The sequence below is a fragment of the Aminobacter sp. P4_D5 genome, from assembly GCF_056401815.1.
On record NZ_JBFUIP010000115.1, the window covers coordinates 1 to 18,183 of the forward strand.

16 protein-coding genes, 2 pseudogenes and 2 riboswitches are annotated in these 18,183 nt (G+C 63.4%); of the genes and pseudogenes, 11 read left to right on the forward strand and 7 right to left on the reverse strand.

Annotation, left to right across the window (positions count from 1 at the left end; genetic code table 11):
- The coding region (locus AC1DWF_RS21485) for a hypothetical protein (RefSeq protein ID WP_476842037.1) at positions 1-262 on the forward strand (262 nt) is incomplete at its 5' end.
- A gap of 387 nt (positions 263-649) precedes the next feature.
- Here AC1DWF_RS21485 and AC1DWF_RS21490 read toward each other — a convergent pair.
- A complete protein-coding gene (locus AC1DWF_RS21490; RefSeq protein ID WP_476781555.1) occupies positions 650-1,771 on the reverse strand; it encodes an acyl-CoA dehydrogenase family protein in 1,122 nt (373 codons plus the stop codon).
- Between the two features lie 187 nt (positions 1,772-1,958).
- Here AC1DWF_RS21490 and AC1DWF_RS21495 point away from each other — a divergent pair, with 187 nt between their 5' ends.
- Positions 1,959-2,651: a winged helix-turn-helix transcriptional regulator gene (locus AC1DWF_RS21495; protein ID WP_476781554.1), complete on the forward strand. Its 693-nt coding sequence runs from the start codon at positions 1,959-1,961 to the stop codon at positions 2,649-2,651.
- Here AC1DWF_RS21495 and AC1DWF_RS21500 read toward each other — a convergent pair.
- The 3 genes and pseudogenes from AC1DWF_RS21500 to AC1DWF_RS21510 all read right to left on the reverse strand — a co-directional run bounded on the left by AC1DWF_RS21500 (position 2,648) and on the right by AC1DWF_RS21510 (position 4,561).
- On the reverse strand, positions 2,648-3,109 hold the full coding sequence (locus AC1DWF_RS21500; RefSeq protein ID WP_476781548.1) for a GFA family protein: 462 nt from the start codon (positions 3,107-3,109) through the stop codon (positions 2,648-2,650). The genes AC1DWF_RS21495 and AC1DWF_RS21500 overlap by 4 nt on opposite strands.
- A 149-nt stretch (positions 3,110-3,258) precedes the next feature.
- The gene (locus AC1DWF_RS21505) at positions 3,259-3,732 is read right to left on the reverse strand and encodes a 6,7-dimethyl-8-ribityllumazine synthase (RefSeq protein WP_476842038.1); all 474 of its coding nucleotides are present in this window, start codon (positions 3,730-3,732) and stop codon (positions 3,259-3,261) included.
- Between the two features lie 76 nt (positions 3,733-3,808).
- A riboswitch (FMN riboswitch) is annotated at positions 3,809-3,955 on the reverse strand.
- Between the two features lie 54 nt (positions 3,956-4,009).
- Positions 4,010-4,561, reverse strand: a pseudogene (locus AC1DWF_RS21510) (sugar O-acetyltransferase).
- 169 nt (positions 4,562-4,730) lie between these two features.
- Here AC1DWF_RS21510 and AC1DWF_RS21515 point away from each other — a divergent pair.
- Together AC1DWF_RS21515 and AC1DWF_RS21520 are read left to right on the forward strand one after the other, a co-directional pair.
- Positions 4,731-5,192: a DUF4126 domain-containing protein gene (locus tag AC1DWF_RS21515; RefSeq protein ID WP_476781546.1), complete on the forward strand. Its 462-nt coding sequence runs from the start codon at positions 4,731-4,733 to the stop codon at positions 5,190-5,192.
- Positions 5,189-6,574 (forward strand): FAD-containing oxidoreductase, encoded by a 1,386-nt coding sequence (locus tag AC1DWF_RS21520; protein WP_476781545.1) that lies wholly within the window; start codon positions 5,189-5,191, stop codon positions 6,572-6,574. Before AC1DWF_RS21515 ends, AC1DWF_RS21520 begins: the two co-directional genes overlap by 4 nt.
- Before the next feature lie 2 nt (positions 6,575-6,576).
- Here AC1DWF_RS21520 and AC1DWF_RS21525 read toward each other — a convergent pair whose 3' ends face one another.
- The gene (locus tag AC1DWF_RS21525; RefSeq protein ID WP_476781544.1) at positions 6,577-7,344 is read right to left on the reverse strand and encodes an isocitrate lyase/PEP mutase family protein; all 768 of its coding nucleotides are present in this window, start codon (positions 7,342-7,344) and stop codon (positions 6,577-6,579) included.
- A gap of 211 nt (positions 7,345-7,555) precedes the next feature.
- Positions 7,556-8,011: a MarR family winged helix-turn-helix transcriptional regulator gene (locus AC1DWF_RS21530; RefSeq protein WP_476781543.1), complete on the reverse strand. Its 456-nt coding sequence runs from the start codon at positions 8,009-8,011 to the stop codon at positions 7,556-7,558.
- 232 nt (positions 8,012-8,243) lie between these two features.
- Between AC1DWF_RS21530 and AC1DWF_RS21535 the strand changes: the two genes are divergently transcribed.
- The gene (locus AC1DWF_RS21535) at positions 8,244-10,661 is read left to right on the forward strand and encodes a membrane-bound PQQ-dependent dehydrogenase, glucose/quinate/shikimate family (protein ID WP_476842039.1); all 2,418 of its coding nucleotides are present in this window, start codon (positions 8,244-8,246) and stop codon (positions 10,659-10,661) included.
- Between the two features lie 57 nt (positions 10,662-10,718).
- Here AC1DWF_RS21535 and AC1DWF_RS21540 read toward each other — a convergent pair whose 3' ends face one another.
- Positions 10,719-11,609, reverse strand: coding sequence for a DMT family transporter (locus AC1DWF_RS21540; RefSeq protein WP_476842040.1), 891 nt, complete (start codon positions 11,607-11,609; stop codon positions 10,719-10,721).
- Between the two features lie 101 nt (positions 11,610-11,710).
- Here AC1DWF_RS21540 and AC1DWF_RS21545 point away from each other — a divergent pair, with 101 nt between their 5' ends.
- From AC1DWF_RS21545 to AC1DWF_RS21570, 6 genes and pseudogenes are all read left to right on the forward strand, one after another.
- Positions 11,711-12,568, forward strand: a complete 858-nt coding sequence (locus AC1DWF_RS21545; protein ID WP_476781540.1) for a LysR substrate-binding domain-containing protein — start codon at positions 11,711-11,713, stop codon at positions 12,566-12,568.
- A 120-nt stretch (positions 12,569-12,688) separates the two neighbouring features.
- Complete coding sequence (locus AC1DWF_RS21550) at positions 12,689-13,855, forward strand: MFS transporter (protein ID WP_476842041.1); 1,167 nt, start codon at positions 12,689-12,691, stop codon at positions 13,853-13,855.
- 32 nt (positions 13,856-13,887) lie between these two features.
- Positions 13,888-14,099: riboswitch (cobalamin riboswitch) on the forward strand.
- A gap of 112 nt (positions 14,100-14,211) precedes the next feature.
- Positions 14,212-15,027 (forward strand): ABC transporter ATP-binding protein, encoded by an 816-nt coding sequence (locus AC1DWF_RS21555; protein ID WP_476781538.1) that lies wholly within the window; start codon positions 14,212-14,214, stop codon positions 15,025-15,027.
- A gap of 27 nt (positions 15,028-15,054) precedes the next feature.
- The gene (locus AC1DWF_RS21560; RefSeq protein WP_476781537.1) at positions 15,055-16,002 is read left to right on the forward strand and encodes an ABC transporter substrate-binding protein; all 948 of its coding nucleotides are present in this window, start codon (positions 15,055-15,057) and stop codon (positions 16,000-16,002) included.
- A 2-nt stretch (positions 16,003-16,004) separates the two neighbouring features.
- Positions 16,005-17,063, forward strand: a complete 1,059-nt coding sequence (locus AC1DWF_RS21565; protein ID WP_476781536.1) for a FecCD family ABC transporter permease — start codon at positions 16,005-16,007, stop codon at positions 17,061-17,063.
- A gap of 242 nt (positions 17,064-17,305) precedes the next feature.
- Positions 17,306-18,183, forward strand: a pseudogene (locus tag AC1DWF_RS21570) (anthranilate synthase component I); the annotation flags it as partial.

Consider the following 18,183-nt stretch of genomic DNA (forward strand, 5'->3'; position numbering starts at 1 on the left):
CGATTACGGCAGTATTCGTGAAAGTGCGGTCCGTGTCCTGCAAGGCCTTTGCCGCCGCGAACTTCCTGAAGAACTCGCCATTTGCAAGCAGCCCGGCGCGTACCGCGTATTTCGATACCAGTTCGGCCTCATCGATCATTTCGTCGACGACATGCTTCGATGGGGGGCTCTCCCGGCGTTTCCAGAAGGCAAGGCGATGCCAAATCCTAGGGGGATCTCCCTGCATCGGCGCTGGCTGGGAATCCAACGGCATCCCTTTTGATCCTCCTAGCCCAGCACACCGGAAACAAAGCCATAGGGCCCGGGACAGCCGCAGGGATTTCCCGGCGGTCCCGGTGGGTTGGCGCAACACCAGAATGTGGGAGTGAAGCAGATCGTGCCTGGCTGGTGTGGTGGCACCTGAGCAAGCGCCGAACGTGTAAGTGCAGCCACAACCCCGAAAGTCAGCAGGATTGCGAGCCTAAGCTTCACCGACGGCATCAAGCCCTCCCCGGTCGCTTAATATCTAAAGTTGCATATCTACAATCATACAATCAAAGATAGCATCTCGCAATCGCCCTGCTGAATGGTTTGGCAAGGAAGGATCGTGGCTGGAATATTAAAACGGGCCGCCTCGGAAAACCGCGGCGGCCGCACCTTGTGAGCTGCCTCAGAAAATCGCGTTCACCGGCAATCCCAGCGCCATGGCGCCGGCATAATGCGCTTGCGGGCCGGCCTGGAGCGGGTGGAAGCGTGCGCCCTGCATGTCGCGGAAGCGGCGTTCGAGCCCCTTTTCGCGGTAGAAGGACGAACCGCCGGCAAGCTCCATCGCAAGGTCGACGACCTCGAGCCCATGACGCGCGACCAGCGAACGGCCCATCATCACGTCGTTGACGCTTTCGGTCGAGGGCGTGTTGCGCTCGACAGCCTCGACCATTGAACGATGGGCAAGCTGGGCGGCACGCAATGCCGTGTCCATCCGCCCGGCGAGGTTGAGCACGCCCTCGCTTTCAGGCTTCTTCTTCGCGATCTCGATGGCGATGTCGCGCGCGCTTTCGGCGACGCCGAGATAGACGGCGTAAATCAGCGGGAAGGCGATGGTTGCGATGATCTGGAACACCGGGTGCCATAAACGCGGCTGCCGGGAGAAGCTGACCGCGGTGTCGGGCACGAAAAGCCCGTCGATGACGACATCGTTGGAACCCGTGCCGCGCATGCCAAGCGTGCGCCAATTGTCCATGACGCTGACTTCGGGCGCCCGCATCGGCACGCCGAAATGGATGACATGCTCCTTGCCGTCTTCGCTTTGGTGGATCGCACCTGTCATCAGGATGTCGCCGGCAATCGCGCCCGAGGTGAAGACCTTGCGCGCGGTGATGCGGTAGCCGCCATCGACCTTTTCGGCCTTGCCCGAACCGCCGATCCAGTCGGACCCGCCGCTGGACAAAAGGATCAGGTTTTCGGCCGCGACCCGCTTGAGCAGCGGCTCGACGGCAGCGACGTTCTGATGGCGCCAGCGCCAGGCGGGTATCGCCACCTGATGCGTGTGCATGGCAAAGGCGAGTGCGGTCGAGCCGCAGGCCCGCGCCATGATCCGCAGCATTTCGCAAAGTTCGGGGGTTTCAGCACCACCGCCGCCGAATTCAAGCGGAACGGCCGCCTTGACGAGGCCGGCCTCTTTCAAAAGCACGTAGTTTTCGGCAACGAAGCGGTCGCTTTCATCGAACTTCCGGGCCCGTTCGGCGAGAGCGGGCGCCAGCTCATGCGCGGCACCTATGACGTCGGCCGGCATGACGCCTGTCACACCGGCAGTTGCCAGCGCAGCGTTTTCAAGACTTCTCATCAAGTCGTCTCCTGGTTGACCGGCAGGTCGGGCGGAAGCATCTTCCCAGGAAGCGCTACGGTCCAGTTCAGGAACTGAACCGGTGCGCAAAAGCAGCTTTTGCGCTACAATGGCACAGTCCCAGCTGGTGATGCAGATGAGCGATCGCGGCGGATACAGCCAATTTTGTCCTGTTTCGATGGCGTCCGAGGTGCTTTGCACGCGCTGGACGACGCTTGTCGTGCGCGAAATGCTGATGGGTTCGAGCCGTTTCAACGACTTGCGGCGCGGCGTGCCGAGAATGTCGCCGGCATTGCTGTCCAAGCGGCTGAAGGAACTGGAGCGCGCCGGCGTGGTGATCGCCGACCGAGGTGCCGGCGGCAGCGTCGAATACCGCCTCACCGAAGCAGGTGAGGATCTGCGCCCGATTATCCTTGGCCTTGGCGACTGGGGCCATCGCTGGGTCGAATCCCAGCTAACCCTCAGAAATCTCGACCCTTCCCTGCTGATGTGGGACATGCGCAGGAACCTCAATCCGCAACCGCTGCCACCGAGGCGCTGCACGATTCACTTTCTGTACCCCGAATTGCCGCAGGCACAGCAGAACTGGTGGCTGGTGGTCGATGACGGGGCGGTTGACCTGTGCAATTCCGATCCGGGCTTCGATGTCGACCTCAGGGTCATGGGCTCCTTGCGCAGCATGACTTCGGTGTGGATGGGCCTGAGCGGCCTGCGCCAGGAAATCGATTCCGGGCAGCTGGAACTCGATGGCGACGACAAGATTGCACGCGCCATGCAGGCCTGGCTCGGCCTCAGCACCTTCGCGTCGGTGGCGCGGCGCGTGCCCTAGCTCCGCGCCCAGGCCTGGTACTCCTGCATCAGCGGCTCAAACTCCTCCATCGCGGGGAATTCCGGGAAGCTTCTGACAGCGCCTGTTTCGGCGAAGGAAAGCTTTGTTTTCGTACAGGTTTCCATGAACGGCCGGAACCAGGCTGTCTCCTCCAGCATTGTCGGCCGCACATTGACGAACCCGTCGACACCCTCGATGCGGGTGAACATCCATGTCTTGCAATGATCGCAGAAATGATGGTGCAGCTCCCGGCCATGCAGGCCGCCGATGACGGTCTCGCCCTTGGTGACCGCGAACCCGTCGGCCGGCACCATCGCCGTCAGCGAGTAGGCCGAAGATGACATTTTCTGGCAGCCCGGGCAGTGGCAGGCGGCGGTGGCGATGGGTGGCTTCGACACCTCGATCTCGACCCGGCCGCAGCGGCACACGCCTTTGAGCGGAAGCGGAATGGACGACATTGCTGGCTCCTTATCTGACACGCCGCGATCATGCGATCCCGGCGCGTCGACGCATAGGGCCAGCCCACGTTCAAAACAGCTGGTACTGGAACACAAGCGCTGGTGCCCCTCCCCCTCATTGGTCGGGAGAGAGGCTTTTCGGGACGCTATCAGGYGGCGACCAGTTGCCGCGCGTTGAGCAGTTCTACACAGGCATGGGCCGCTTCCTTGCCCTTGACCTTGAAGTGGTCGAAGAAGAAGCGGTGATGCTCGGCGCTATCGTGGTAGTTGTGCGGTGTCAGCACCGCCGACAGCACCGGAACGCCGGTCTGAAGCTGCACGTTCATCATGCCGTCGAGCACCGCCTGCGCCACGAATTCATGGCGGTAGATGCCGCCATTGACGACAAAGGCAGCGCCGAGGATCGCGGCATAACGACCGGTCTCGGCAAGCGTCTTGGCAAATAGCGGGATTTCGTAGGCGCCGGGCACGTCGAAGATGTCGACGGCGATGCGGCCGCCGCCCAGCGTCTCGATGTCGGCGACGAAGGCATTGACGCATTGGTCGACGATGTCGGCATGCCAACGTGCACGGATTACGGCAACGCGGCGGGTAGAAAAGTCTTTCGGGGATTGCTGATTCATGGGTCCATCCTTCCGTTTCGAACCAGAATCAGGACGCACGAGACGGAATCCCGGCGGCTCGCGCCACCGCTTTCCCGTTCGTTCTCTTCCATCCGGACTATGACCGTCGGCTCCGGAATCACACCGGATCTGCTGACCCTTCCCCTTCGGGAAGGCGCTCGCGGGCTTGGGTCCGAGAACCCTTACCGCCGGTGGGGACTTTCACCCCGCCCTGAGAACATTGACGCCTCCGATATGGCGGCGGCGAAGCGGTCTGTCAATCACAGGAATAATAGTTTCAGCGAACTGGCCGGGCCGGGTTGCCGACCACGGTTGCATTGGCTGGCACATCCTTCGTGACCACAGAGCCCGCGCCGACAATGGCGTTGTCGCCAATGGTGATACCGCCGAGCAGGATGGCACCGCCGCCGATCCAGACATTTTCGCCGATCGTCACCGGCCGGCCGATCTCAAGGCCGGCGCGCCTCTCAGCAGCACCCTTGTGATGTTCCGGGCAATAGATCTGCACGTTGGGTCCGAGCATCGCCGCCTTGCCGATGCGCACCGGCGCGGTGTCGAGAATGGTGCAGCCGGCATTGATGAACACGCCGTCGCCAAGATGGATGTTGAAACCGTAGGCACAGTGGAACGGCGCTTCGATGCGAGTTCCCTCTCCTGCCGACCCGAGCAATGCCTTGAGTTTGGGCGCGATGTCGCCGCGTTCAGCCGGCGACAGCGAGCGGTGCTCGAACACGGCATCGGCCGCCACGGCACGCATGGCGTCGAGTTCCGGGTCGACGCAGTTGTACTACTCGCCCGCAGCCATCTTTTGGCGTTCGCTCAAAGCCATGACCCGATCCTCTATGTTGGCTCAAAGCCAGATCACAGAAGCGCCGCGCTGCAAAGGCCACCACTGGCCAAACAGGCTGGCTGTGCTAGCCTGACGAACTGGCGGCGAGCCGGCAACTGGCGGACCACATGAGCACTTTCGGACCAGCTTCATCCAAGGGGGACAACGGATGATCTACCTGCTCGCGCTTCTCATCGGACTTATTGCTGGCTTGAGAGCCATGACCGCGCCTGCGGCGGTCGCCTGGGGCGCATATCTCGGCTGGCTGCCGCTCGCCGGCACCTGGGCCAGCTTCATGGGCCACTGGATAACGGTAGCGATCTTCACCGCGCTTGCGCTCGTCGAACTCGTCACCGATCAATTGCCCTCGACGCCAAGCCGCAAGGTGCCGCAGCAGTTCGGCGCGCGTATCGTCATGGGTGCGTTCTGCGGCGCGATCCTCGGCACCGCCGGCGGCGCGATGATCGGCGGGCTGGCCGCCGGCGTGATCGGCGCGATCCTCGGTACGCTCGGAGGCGCCGAAGCACGGGGCCGTCTCGCGGCAGCCTTCGGCAAGGACTTGCCGGCCGCGCTCATCGAGGACGTCGTCGCCATCTTGGGCGCGCTGTTGATCGTGAGTGCCGTGATATGAGCGCCGCGCAGAAGTTCGACGCCATCATCATCGGCGCCGGACAGGCCGGGCCGCCCCTGGCCGGACGGCTGACGGCGGCTGGCCAGACGGTGGCGCTGGTCGAGCGCAAGCTGGTCGGCGGCACCTGCGTCAACACCGGCTGCAAGCCGACAAAAACAATGGTTGCAAGCGCTTATGCCGCGCATCTCGCCCGCAATGGCGCCGACTATGGCGTTTTGTCGGGCGGGCCGGTCAGCGTCGACATGAAGCTGGTGAAGGCGCGCAAGGACAAGGTAACCGTCGATTCCCGCGACAGCCTCGAAAGCTGGATCGCCGGCATGAAGGGCTGCACGCTCTATCGCGGCCACGCCCGTTTCGAAGGGCCGCACGAGGTGCGCGTCGGCGACACCTTGCTGCAGGCGACACGCATTTTCCTCAATGTCGGCGGCCGCGCCAACATTCCCGACATGCCCGGTGTCAACGACATCGACTACCTGACCAACACCTCGATGATGGAAGTCGACTTCCTGCCGAACCACCTCGTCGTTGTCGGCGGCAGCTATATCGGGCTCGAATTCGCCCAGATGTTCCGCCGCTTCGGCTCCAAGGTGACAGTGGTGGAGAAGGGTCCGCGGCTGGTTTCGCGCGAGGACGAAGACGTATCCGAAGCGGTGAAGGGCATTCTGGAGAACGAGGGCATCGCGCTCAGGCTCAACGCCGAATGCATCAGCTTTGCCCGCCACGCCGATGGCGTGACGGTGGGCGTTGACTGTACCAGCGGTGACCGCGCCGTCGTCGGTTCGCATGTGCTTTTGGCCATCGGCCGCAAGCCCAACACTGACGACCTGGATCTCGACAAGGCCGGCGTCGAATTGGACAAGCGCGGATATGTCGTGGTCGACGATCAGCTCCGAACGAGCGTGCCGCATATATGGGCAATGGGTGACTGCAACGGCAAGGGAGCCTTCACCCACACCTCCTACAACGACTTCGAGATCGTTGCGGCGAACCTGCTCGACAACGACCCGCGCAAGGTTTCCGACCGCATCGAGGCCTATGCGCTTTACATCGACCCGCCGCTCGGTCGCGCCGGCATGACAGAAACGGTTGCACGCAAATCCGGCCGCAAGGTGCTGGCGGGCGAACGTCCTATGACACGCGTCGGGCGCGCGGTCGAAAAAGGCGAGACGCAGGGTGTCATGAAGATCCTGGTCGACGCCGACACCAGGGAAATCCTTGGCGGCTCGGTGCTGGGCACAGGCGGCGACGAGGCGATCCATGCGGTGCTCGACCTGATGTATGCCAAGGCGCCTATCGAAACGCTGCAACGCGCCGTCCACATCCATCCGACGGTGTCGGAACTGTTGCCGACAATCGCCATCGAGCTGAAACCGCTGACCTAAAACTATTCGAAGGCCGCCCTCGCCTTGGCCTCCAGCCATTCGGCCATCTGCCGGTAAGGCACCGGGCCATAGCTGATGCGTCCGACGCCAAGCTCGGCCAGCTTCGCCTTCGCAGGCACATGCGCCAAAGCGATGATGTTGACCGGCAGCGAAACGGACTTGCACAGCCTGCCGATCAGCTTCTCGTCGCCGAGGCCCGGCGCGAAGAAACCGTGCGCGCCGGCTTTTGCATAGGCCTCCGCCCGTTCGGTCGCGGCATCGGCCAGAGCGTCGTTGTGTTCGTCGGGCTTGGCCTTCAGGAAGATGTCGGTGCGGGCGTTGATGAAGGCGGGGATGCCGGATGCGTTGACGGCGTCTGCCGCCGCGGCGATCCGCTTTACCTGGACGGCGATGTCGTGCAGGCCGCTGCCGCCGACGATCTGGTCCTCGAAATTGAAGCCGACCACGCCTTCCGCCAGCGCCCGCGTCACCGTGGTGGCGACGGCTTCGGGCTCGACGCCATAGCCGCCTTCGAGGTCCATGGTGACGGGCAGGTCGACAGCGGCGACAATGCGGCGGATGTTGTCGAGTGCGAGTTCGAGCGGGATCTTCTCGCCGTCGGCAAAGCCGAAGGCAGTCGCCACCGGCGCGCTTCCCGTGGCAATCGCCTTCGCGCCCGCCTTGGCAATGATCACGGCACTACCGGGATCCCAGGCATTGTAGAGAACCACCGGATTGCCCTTCACATGCAGGGCATGGAAGGTCTTCGCCTTGTCGATCTGGCTGGTCATGGATTTGTCCTCCTGAACGTGGTGGGCAACCTAGCAGGGCAACGCGTCTCCGCCATGGCGCAGAACGCGATATCACGGCGGCCAGAGGCGCAGGTGCGCAACCACTATTCTGGTCGGGACGGGAGCGGCAGTTGCCATGCCGTGAGGCCGAAGCTGCTGTAAGGTCGAAGACAAGTGAGCGATCGCAACCCTTTGTCGGATCTAAACTCGTTCAGCCTATGTCGGGATCGGCCGCCAGCAAGCGCTCTTCGAGTCGTGTGAGCATGCTGTTGGCGATCTTCAATTCACCAGCATCCTCGCCGGCCAGAAGCTCGGTGCGCAATTGCTCGAGAATGCGCTCGATCTCATCGACCCTGACACGGCCGGCATCGGTCAGCGACAGTATTTTCGCACGCCGGTCGCCGGGGTCGCCGCTTCGGGTGATCAGGCCATCGGCGACCAGAAGATCAACGATGCGGACCAGCGACGGCCCCTCGAAACCGAGATGATCTGCAATCAAACCCTGGCGGATGTTGTCGCCCAGTCGCGACAGCGCGACGAGCGGCATGGCGGTGGCGTGCGAAAGCCCGCAATCGTCGAGCGCGCGGTCAGCGGCACGCCGCCACAACCGGGCGACGGAAAGCAGGCTCTTTCCGAAATTGGCTTGGTCAACGGCCCTATTGGACATTCGAAAAGGATAACATACTATCTATTAGGATGCGATCAGATTCTTGGAACGCGCATCGTGCCGCCGAAGGTCGAATTCAGGCTTTCGGGCCGATGCGTAGGCCGCCAAAGGCGGCGCCGGTTCTGTGCGGACGCAAGGCGAGGACACGCCCGCAGAGTACCGGCATGACGATCGCAACTGCCGTCGTCCAAAAGGGCTACGGTGACGTGTTCAATCTTCGCAGGTAATCAAAATGGCAGCACAACGGACAAGCGGAGGCAGCGGCTGCTGGCTCCTGGTTCTATTTGGCCTGCTCATGGTCATCATCGGCGCGCCGCTCGTTTATGGCGGCGTCCAGCTGATTGGCCTGGGCGGCTCCTGGTATTACGCAATCGCCGGTCTCGGCGTCATGGCCTCCGGCATCCTTTATGCAATGCGCCGCAAATCAGGTCTGTGGCTTTACGCCATCGTGTTCCTGGCGACCATCGCATGGGCGCTGTGGGAATCCGGCCTCGAATTCTGGCCGCTGGTGCCGCGACTTGTGGCGCCGGCTGTCATTGCAATCCCGGCGCTGCTGCTGGCACCGCTGTTTGGCTCGGGCAAGCGTACGCCGTTCGCGCTCGCTGGCCTTTTGGTGGCGGCACTTGCCGCGACCGGCATCTACGCCTTCACCCCGCATGATGTGACGCGCAACGAATTTGCCAAGGCTGACCCCGCGCCTTCAGTCCCCCCAGCCGCTGCAAGCGCCACCGACTGGCGCTACTACGGCCGCACGCCTTCGGGCACGCGCTACGCCCCGATCGACCAGATCAACACCACCAACGTCGACAAGCTCGAGGTTGCCTGGACGTTCCGTTCCGGCGACACGCCTGTTGGTACCGGCCAGGACCAGAGCACGCCACTTTTCGTCGGCGACACGCTCTACACCTGTTCGCCCACCAACATCGTCCATGCCCTGAACCCTGATACGGGCGAGGTGAAGTGGAAGTTCGACGCCAAGGCCAAGTCGCCGCTGTGGCAGCGCTGCCGTGGCGTGAGCTACTATGAGCCGGCTCCGGTTCAGGCTGAAGCTCCGGCTGACACCACAACGGCGCCTGCCGATGGCACCGCAGTTCCGGCAGCTCCGGTTGTCGCAACTTCGAACGCCTGTGCTGCTCGCATCGTCATGACCACCATCGACGCGCGCCTGATCCAGMTCGACGCCAAGACCGGCGAGTTGTGCCAGGACTTCGGCAATGGCGGCATTGTCGATCTCAAGCAGGGCATGGGCGAGATCAAGGACGGCTTCTATTTCCAGACCTCCGCCCCCACCGTCATGCGCGACCTGATCATGGTCGGCGGCTGGGTGTGGGACAACGTCGAGACCGGCGAGCCTTCGGGTGCTGTCCGTGCTTTCTCGGCCCGCACCGGCGAACTGGTCTGGGCCTGGGATCTCGGCAATCCCGCCATCACCAAGCTGCCACCGGAAGGCGAAAGCTACACGCGCGGCACGCCAAACGTCTGGTCGACCCCGGCCTATGACGATGCGCTCGGCCTCGTCTACCTGCCCACCGGCAATGCAACGCCCGATTTCTGGGGCGCGCACCGCAGCAAGGCGGCCGAGGAATACAGTGCTTCGGTCGTGGCGCTGGACATGGAAACCGGCAAGGAACGCTGGAAGTTCCAGACCGTGCATCACGACATCTGGGACTACGACGTGCCCGCCCAGCCGGCACTCTACGACGTGCCGGACGGCAAGGGCGGCAACACCCCTGCCCTGATCCAACTGACCAAGCGCGGCCAGATCTTCATGCTCGACCGCCGTGACGGCAAGCCGATTGCCGAGGTTGAGGAAAAGGCTGTGCCGCAAGGTGCCATGGAAGGCGACTTCACAGCGCCGACCCAACCCTACTCGGTCGGCATGCCTTCGATCGGCACCGAGCCGCTCAGCGAGGTCAGGATGTGGGGCGCGACGCCCTACGACCAGCTCTACTGCCGCATCGAGTTCAAGAAGCTGCGCTACGACGGCGAATTCACCCCGCCCAGGACCGACCGCAGCCTGCTTTATCCGGGCTACTACGGCGGCATGAACTGGGGCAGTGCGGCAATCGACGAGGCGCGTGGCCTTCTGATCGTCAACGACATCCGCATGCCGCAGTTCGTCCAGCTCATCCCCCGCGAGCAGGCCGACAACTATGGTGGCTCGGCGGCGCATGACGGCCTGTCACAGCAGAAGGGTACGCCCTATGGCGCACTCAAGAACGGCTTCATGTCGCCGCTCGGCGTGCCTTGCCACGAGCCTCCCTACGGCACCATCAGCGCCGTCGACCTGAAATCGCGCACGCTTCTCTGGCAGGTGCCGGCCGGCACGCTGCAGGATACCGGGCCGATGGGCATGAAGACAGGGCTGCAGATCCCGATCGGCATGCCGACTCTGGGCGGACCAATGGCGACATCGGGCGGCGTCGTCTTCTACGCCGGCACGCAGGACTATTATCTGCGCGCGCTTGATGTCGAGACCGGCCAGGAGCTGTGGAAGGGCCGCCTGCCCGTCGGCGCCCAGGCGACGCCGATGACCTATGTTTCGCATGAAAGCGGAACCCAGTACGTCGTCATCTCGGCCGGCGGCGCGCGTCAGTCGCCCGATCGCGGCGACTATATCGTCGCCTACAAGCTGCCGAAGCAGAACTGAGCTTCGACTGCATCGACATCGGACGGGGCGCCTTCGGGCGCCCTTTCTCTTGAAAGCTCAGGCGGCGGAAACGCGCCTTATCGGCAGGCGCCAGCCGAGCTTGACGCCCAGCGTCGCAACCGCGATCAAGGCCATGCCGACGCCTTGGGCGACGCCGATCGGATGGCCGTAGATCGCCCAGTCGATGATGATGGCGACCACGGGATAGATGAAGGTGAGCACGCCGATGACCGGCGTCGTCAGCTTGGGATAGGCCGAAAACATCATGACGTAGGCGATGCCGGTGTGCAGCACGCCGATACCGACCAGCCAGCCCYAGGATGCGAGGGGAATGTGGCCGGAAAAATTGGCGAAGGGCGCGAGCATGACCACGCCGACCGCCGTCTGGCACAGGACGGTGATCTCCGGCCGCTGCTCCCCGAGCCCCTTGGCGAGGATCGTCACCACCGCGTAGAGGAATGCCCCGCCGATCGCCATGGCGATGCCGACTGCCCAGGCTGACGTGACCGGGGTGGCGGAGACGACAAGGCCACTCGCCAGCACCACACCGATGAAGGCCGCGGCCATCCAGACAATTTGGTCGGCGGTGATGCGCTCCTTGAGGAACAGCACGCCGATCAGCACGACGAAGAACGGCTGGATGTGGTAGACGATGGTCATCACCGCGATCGAGGTCTTGGCGAAACCGGCGAAAAACGCCGTCCAGCTCAACACCATGCAGACGCCGCAAAACCCTGCCCGTGCGATGCGTGCCCATGACAATGACCGATCGGAAAGATAGCCGCGGAGCAGGCACCAGGCCCCGAGAAACAGCGCGCCGAATGCGCAGCGCCAGAACACTGTGGTGACCGGGTCGAGCCCAGCTTCGGTGACAAACGCACCGACAGTGCCGGCAATCGCCATGGCAACGGCAAGGCTCAAGGCGGGAAAGCGGGGCGCGTCGGTCATGCAAATATTCCGGGATGCAGTGGTGCCCCAGAAAGCCAGTATTGACTGCTTCATTCAAACGAATAGATTTGCAAAACCCTATTCGAAACGCTGATACCGCCATGGCCATGCCGCTCGATCTCGACCTGCTCAGAACCTTTGTCGCGGTCGCCGACAGTGGCAGCTTCTCCCATGCCGCATCGCGTGTCGGCCGCAGCCAGTCGGCCATCAGCATGCAGATGCAGCGGCTGGAGCAGGCGGTCGGCAAACAGCTTTTGATCCGCGGTTCACGCGCAGTGACCGCCAACGCCATCGGCGAAGAGCTGCTGGTCTACGCGCGCAGGCTTTTGAAACTCTCCGATGAGGCCTGGGCCAGCGTCACTCGGCCGGAAGAAGCCGGCAACGTGCGCCTCGGCGTGCCCGACGACTATGCGGCGTTCCTGCTGCCGTCGGTGCTGTCGCGATTTGCAGCTGCCCATCCGCTGGTGAATGTTGAACTGATCTGCGAGCAGTCGACCTCGCTGGTGAAGACCTTCGCCGACGGCAAGCTCGATCTCGCCATCATCCCGCGCGGACCGGAGCAAGCAATCGAGGTACTGCAACGTGAGCGGCTCGTCTGGGTCGCCTCACCCAACCATGTCGCCTGGGAGATCGATCCCCTGCCCGTCGCGCTGTTTGAACCCGGCTGCGTTGCGCGCCGCAGCGTGTTGCAGGTGCTGGGTGCCGCCGACCGGTCGTTCCGCAGCACCTATTCCAGCGCCAGCCTGCTTGGGCTGATCGCAGTCGTGCAGGCGGGGCTCGCGGTCGCCGGTCTTGCCCAGCGCAGCGTGCCGCCTTCGCTGCGCATCATCGGTGAAAACGAAGGGCTGCCGGCACTGCCGGAGATGGAAATCGGCATCCTGCGCAATCCCCAATCGGCCAATGCCGCGGTCGAACGCCTCTATGACTTCCTTCGCCGCGACCTGACGCAGCAATCCTGACCTGCCGCATGGCTGCCATGCGGCCAGCGCATCGCTGCATTGCAGCAACGTCGCTTGTGCGTCGGCAGATGAAGGGGAAAAGTAAATCTAAATCGTTTCAGCTCTCCTTCGAGTCCGCCCATGCCCTTGCCGATCTTCGCTCTGGCCGTTGCATCCTTTTGCATCGGCACCACCGAATTCRTCATCATGGGGCTGTTGCCGGAAGTCGCGGCCGACCTTGGCGTGTCGATCCCGGCGGCAGGCCTTTTGGTCACCGGCTACGCGCTCGGCGTGGTCATCGGCGCACCGATCATCGCCATCGGTACGGCAAGGCTGCCGCGCAAACCGGTGCTGATCGGGCTTGCAATGCTGTTCGTGCTCGGCAATCTGCTTTGCGCCATCGCCCCCACCTACTGGACGTTGATGGCCGCCCGCGTCATCACCGCCTTCGGCCACGGCGCCTTTTTCGGCATCGGCTCGGTGGTGGCGGCGAGCCTTGTGCCCAGGAACCAGCGTGCCAGCGCCATCGCGTTGATGTTTGCCGGCCTGACGCTCGCCAACATTCTGGGCGTTCCCGGCGGCACCGCACTTGGTGAGGCCTATGGCTGGCGCATGACCTTCTACGCTGTCGTTGTCATCGGGTTGATCTCGGTCGCAGCGATTGCCTTTCTGGTACCGGCAGGTGTCGCACCTCCCGGCAAGGGCGGGATCGCGGGCGAGGTCAAGGTGCTGGGCAAGCTCCAGGTGTGGCTGGCGATGATCATCTCCGCACTCGCCTCGGGCAGCCTGTTTGCYGTCTTCACCTACATCAAGCCGATCCTCACCGACGTCACCGGCGTATCGGTGGATTCGGTGACCTGGATCCTGCTTTTGTTCGGCGGCGGCATGACCATCGGCAACATCATCGGCGGCAAGCTCGCCGACTGGAAGCTGATGCCGACGGCCCTTGGAGCGCTGATCGTCATGGCGGCGATCCATGTCGCCTTCGCTGCCTGGAGCACGAGCGCGCCACTGGCGATCCTGCTTGTCTTCATGTGGGGCGTCATCACCTTCGTCATCGTGCCGCCGATGCAGATGCGCGTCGTCGAGACCGCCTCGGAAGCGCCGAACCTTGCCGCGACGCTCAACCAAGGCGCGTTCAATGCCGGCAACGCCGCCGGTGCCTGGATTGGCGGTGCCGCCATTTCCTGGGGCGTGAGCTACGCCGACCTGCCGCTTGTCGGTGCGGCGATCGCGCTTTGCGCCTTCGGCGTGGCGCTATTGTCCTTCACACTCGACAAGCGTGACGCAATCGAGCAAGCCGCATGACGCTTTATCGATTGTCAGCACTTCGCCGCTGCTGTAGCCACGGCGGTGATGGTTCCTGATGCCTGACTCGGGCAACGGGATTAAATGGGAACACGGTGAGACGTCGCTCGACGCGAAACCGTGGCTGCCCCCGCAACTGTGAGCGGATAGCAATTCGGAGACATGCCACTGGCCGCGAGGCCGGGAAGGTTCCGAGGCGCGATCACCCGCGAGCCAGGAGACCTGCCATCATCTGTGCAATTCAAACCGGCCGGGGTGTGCCGTGGAGATGATGATGATGGCGATTGCCTATTCGATAGGTTTCGGTTCGCTGATCGGATCGTTCCGCCTGCTCCGTGCTTTCACGGAGAAAAGGCATGCTCGACCGTGTTCATGCGGCTAGCCGTCTCGTCGGCGACACTCCAGCTGAGCTTGAAATCGATGCCGTATGCTGGGGACCTCGTCCCTCGCACCAGATCCTTGCACCCGTAAGCATCCGCGTCGCACCCGGCGAGTTGCTGGCAATCGTCGGGCCGAATGGTGCTGGCAAATCGAGCCTGCTGCGCTGCCTCTATCGCTATCATCGCCCGAGCGGCGGAACTGTCAGGCTCGACGGCACCGACATATGGAAGATTAAGCCGCGCGATTGCGCCCGCCGCATCGCAACCGTCCTGCAGGAACCGGCTTCCGACTTCGGCCTGACGGTGGCCGAGATCGCCGAGCTTGGCCTGACACCGCATGCGACAGGCATGCGGACCGGCGACGATGATTATGCGCAGGTTGAGGCAGCACTGGCGCTCTTCGGCCTGACCAAGCTTGCCGCGCGCGATTTCGGCTCGTTGTCGGGCGGCGAAAAGCAGCGCGTGATGATTGCGCGTGCGCTGGTGCAGCGGCCCGACCTTCTGATCCTCGACGAGCCGACCAACCATCTCGACATCCGCCACCAGCTCGAAGTGCTCGAACTACTGCGCACGCTCGGCTGCACGGTCATTGTGTCGCTGCACGACCTCGCCCTTGCCTCGGCGCATGCCGACCGCGTGCTGGTGATGGATGGCGGCCAGGCCGTTGCCGCGGGCAGCCCCACCGACATCCTGACGCCCGAACGCATCCGCGAGAGCTTTTCGGTCGGAACCACGCTCGACAGCCATCCCGTCACCGGGCGGCCCCGCTTTTCCTTCCATCTCGAACGCTGAACCCAACAAACCACTCAAGGAGCCACCATGCGCCGACTTCCCCTTATCGCCGCGGCACTTTTCGCCGGCTGTGCCGCAGCCGCCGCAAGCAGCTTCCCGGTCACCGTCAAGACCTGCAACCGTGACCTGACCTTCGAGGCAGCCCCCAAGCGTGCCGTCTCGCATGACGTCAACCTGACCGAGATGATGCTGGTGCTCGGCCTTGCCGACAACATGGCGGGCTATTCCGGCATTTCGGGCTGGAAGACGCTGGATGAGAACGTGCGCAAGGGCGTTGGAGAGTTACCCGAACTCGCGCCGAAATATGTCACCAAGGAAGTGTTGCTCGGCGCCGAAGCCGACCTGTTCTTCGCCGGCTGGAACTACGGCATGAAGGTCGGCGGCGACGTCACCCCCGACACGCTTTCCCCCTTCAAGATCCCGGTCTACGAGCTGACCGAAAGCTGCATCTTCATCATGAAGAAAGACAAGTCTTCGCTGCGGGACATGTACACCGACCTGCTCAATCTCGGCGCCATCTTCGGCGTGCGCGAGAAGGCCGAAGCGCTGGTGGCCGGCTATGAGAAGGAGCTCGCCGACTTCCAGGCGACGCTGCCCAAGCTCGACAAGCCGGTGAACGTGTTCCTCTACGACTCCGGCGAGCAAAAGCCGTTCACTGCCGGCCGCTATGCGATGCCGACGGCCATCATCGAGGCCGCCGGCGGCACCAATATCGTCGACGACGTCGAAGCGAGCTGGACCGAGATCGGCTGGGAGCCGGTGATCGAACGTAATCCCGACGTCATCGTCATCGTCAATTACGGCGAGGTCACCGCCGATCAGAAGATCGCCTTCCTGCGCTCGAACCCGGCGTTCAAGGACATTGCAGCGGTCAAGAACAACCGCTTTGTCGTGCTCGAATACATCGAAGCAACGCCTGGGCCGCGCAACATCGCCGCGATCAAGCGCCTCGCCGAAGCCTTCAGGGCCAACTGAGCATGTCGCACCGCCATCTCGTCACCGGGCAGCGCCACGCCCTGATCCACGCCATGCCGGCCCTGGTCGCCGGGCTGGCGGTGCTACTGCTCTTCACCATGGTCGTTGCCGTCGGCGTCGGCGCGGTGGCGATACCGCTCGAAACGGTATGGGGAATCATTGCCAGCAAGCTCGTGCCGGGCAGCGTCGAGGTGGCCTGGTCGAGCGGCCGCGAGAACATCGTCTGGGACGTGCGCGCACCGCGCGCCATCCTCGGTGCCGCCGTAGGCGCCTCGCTGGCAATTGTCGGTGCTGCCTTGCAGTCGGTGACGCGCAACCCGCTCGCCGATCCGCATCTGCTCGGCGTCTCCTCCGGTGCCGCCTTTGGCGCGATCCTGGCGCTGTTGCATGCCGGCATGGTCTTCGGTGCGATCACCGTGCCGCTGTTTGCCTTCATCGGCGCGCTCGCCGCCACCTTCATGGTGCTGGCGGTGGCCAATCTGGCCCGCGTCCAGTCGGCCGGCCAGCTGATCCTGGCCGGTGTCGCCGTCAGCTTCATCATCTCGGCTGCCGGCAACATGTTGATCTTCATCGGCGATGCACGGGCTGCTCATGTCGCGATCTTCTGGATGCTCGGCGGCCTTGGTCTCGCCGAATGGACGCAACTCCCCTACCCCTTGATCGCGCTCGCCGCCGGCGGCGCCTATCTGCTGACCCAGACCCGCAAGCTCAACGCCATGACGCTCGGCGACGAGAGCGCAACAGCACTCGGCATCCCGGCGCGGCGGTTCCGCCTCGTCGTCTTCATCGTCTGCGCGCTGCTGACCGGCTGCGCGGTCGCCTATTCCGGCGTGATCGCCTTTGTCGGGCTGATGATCCCGCATGTCGTGCGCTTCATCGTCGGCGGCGACTATCGCCGCGTGCTGCCACTTTCGGCACTGGTCGGCGCTATTTTCCTCGTCGTCATCGACATGGCGGCGCGCACCGTAATGCCGCCGCAAGACATGCCCTTGGGCATCCTGACCGGGCTGATCGGCGGCGTCGCTTTTGTCGTGCTGATGCGGCGGCGCGTGGCTAGTTGAAGGGTACTTAGGAATGCGAAGCAACACGGCTCAAATCCAGTTGCGCCACCTCTTTTTAGCCGCTATGGATTCGCCATGAACACGACTTCGCTCCACAACAATTGGTGGCGGGCCAGCTGACAGCGGCCTCTTGAAGCGCGTGCGCGTGAAAATTGTGATGGCCGCAACGGGAATTCCGGGCGGCCATTTGCTTTTTTTAAACCACGCTCCGGAACCTCCCACGGCAAGAGATGGAGACGGGAATGACGTTGGAATTGCTTGAAAGCGGTGCCGAGCGCTATGTGACCTCAGGTGGTGTTGCCATCACCCGGCAACGCCACGAAACCGCTTATGCCGGGGCGATCGAGACCTATCTCGACGGGCTGAACAGCCGCCGTGGCGCCGTGTTTTCCTCCAACTACGAATATCCCGGCCGCTACACGCGCTGGGACACCGCCATCATCGACCCGCCTGTGGTGATTTCGGCACGCGGACGCTCGATGAAGATCGAAGCGCTCAACGCGCGCGGCGAAGTGCTGCTGCCGGTCATCCACGCTGCCCTTGCGCCGCTCACTGAGCTGGCCATCGGCGAAACGACAAAGCGCCTGATCAAGCTCGAAGTGGCAAAGCCTGGCCGCGTGTTTACTGAGGAGGAGCGCTCGCGCGTGCATTCGGTGTTCACCGTTCTGCGTGCGATAACTGCGTTGTTCAAATCGGACGAGGACAGCAATCTCGGCCTATACGGCGCCTTCGGCTACGACCTCGCCTTCCAGTTCGATCCAGTCGAACACAAGCTCGAGCGTAAACAGAGCCAGCGCGACCTGGTGCTGTTCCTGCCTGACGAGATCCTCGTCGTCGACCACTACTCGGCCAAGGCCTGGCACGACCGCTACKACTATTCCGGCGAAGGTTTTTCGACCGAAGGCATCGCTCGCGACAGCATTGAAGAGCCGTTCAAGCCTTCCGACCGCATTCCGCCGCGCGCGGACCACGAGCCGGGCGAATATGCCCAGCTGGTGCGCCGGGCGATGGACAGCTTCAAGCGCGGCGACCTGTTTGAGGTCGTTCCGGGCCAGATGTTCTACGAGCGCTGCGAGACGGCACCTTCGGAGATTTCGCGCCGACTGAAGGCGATCAACCC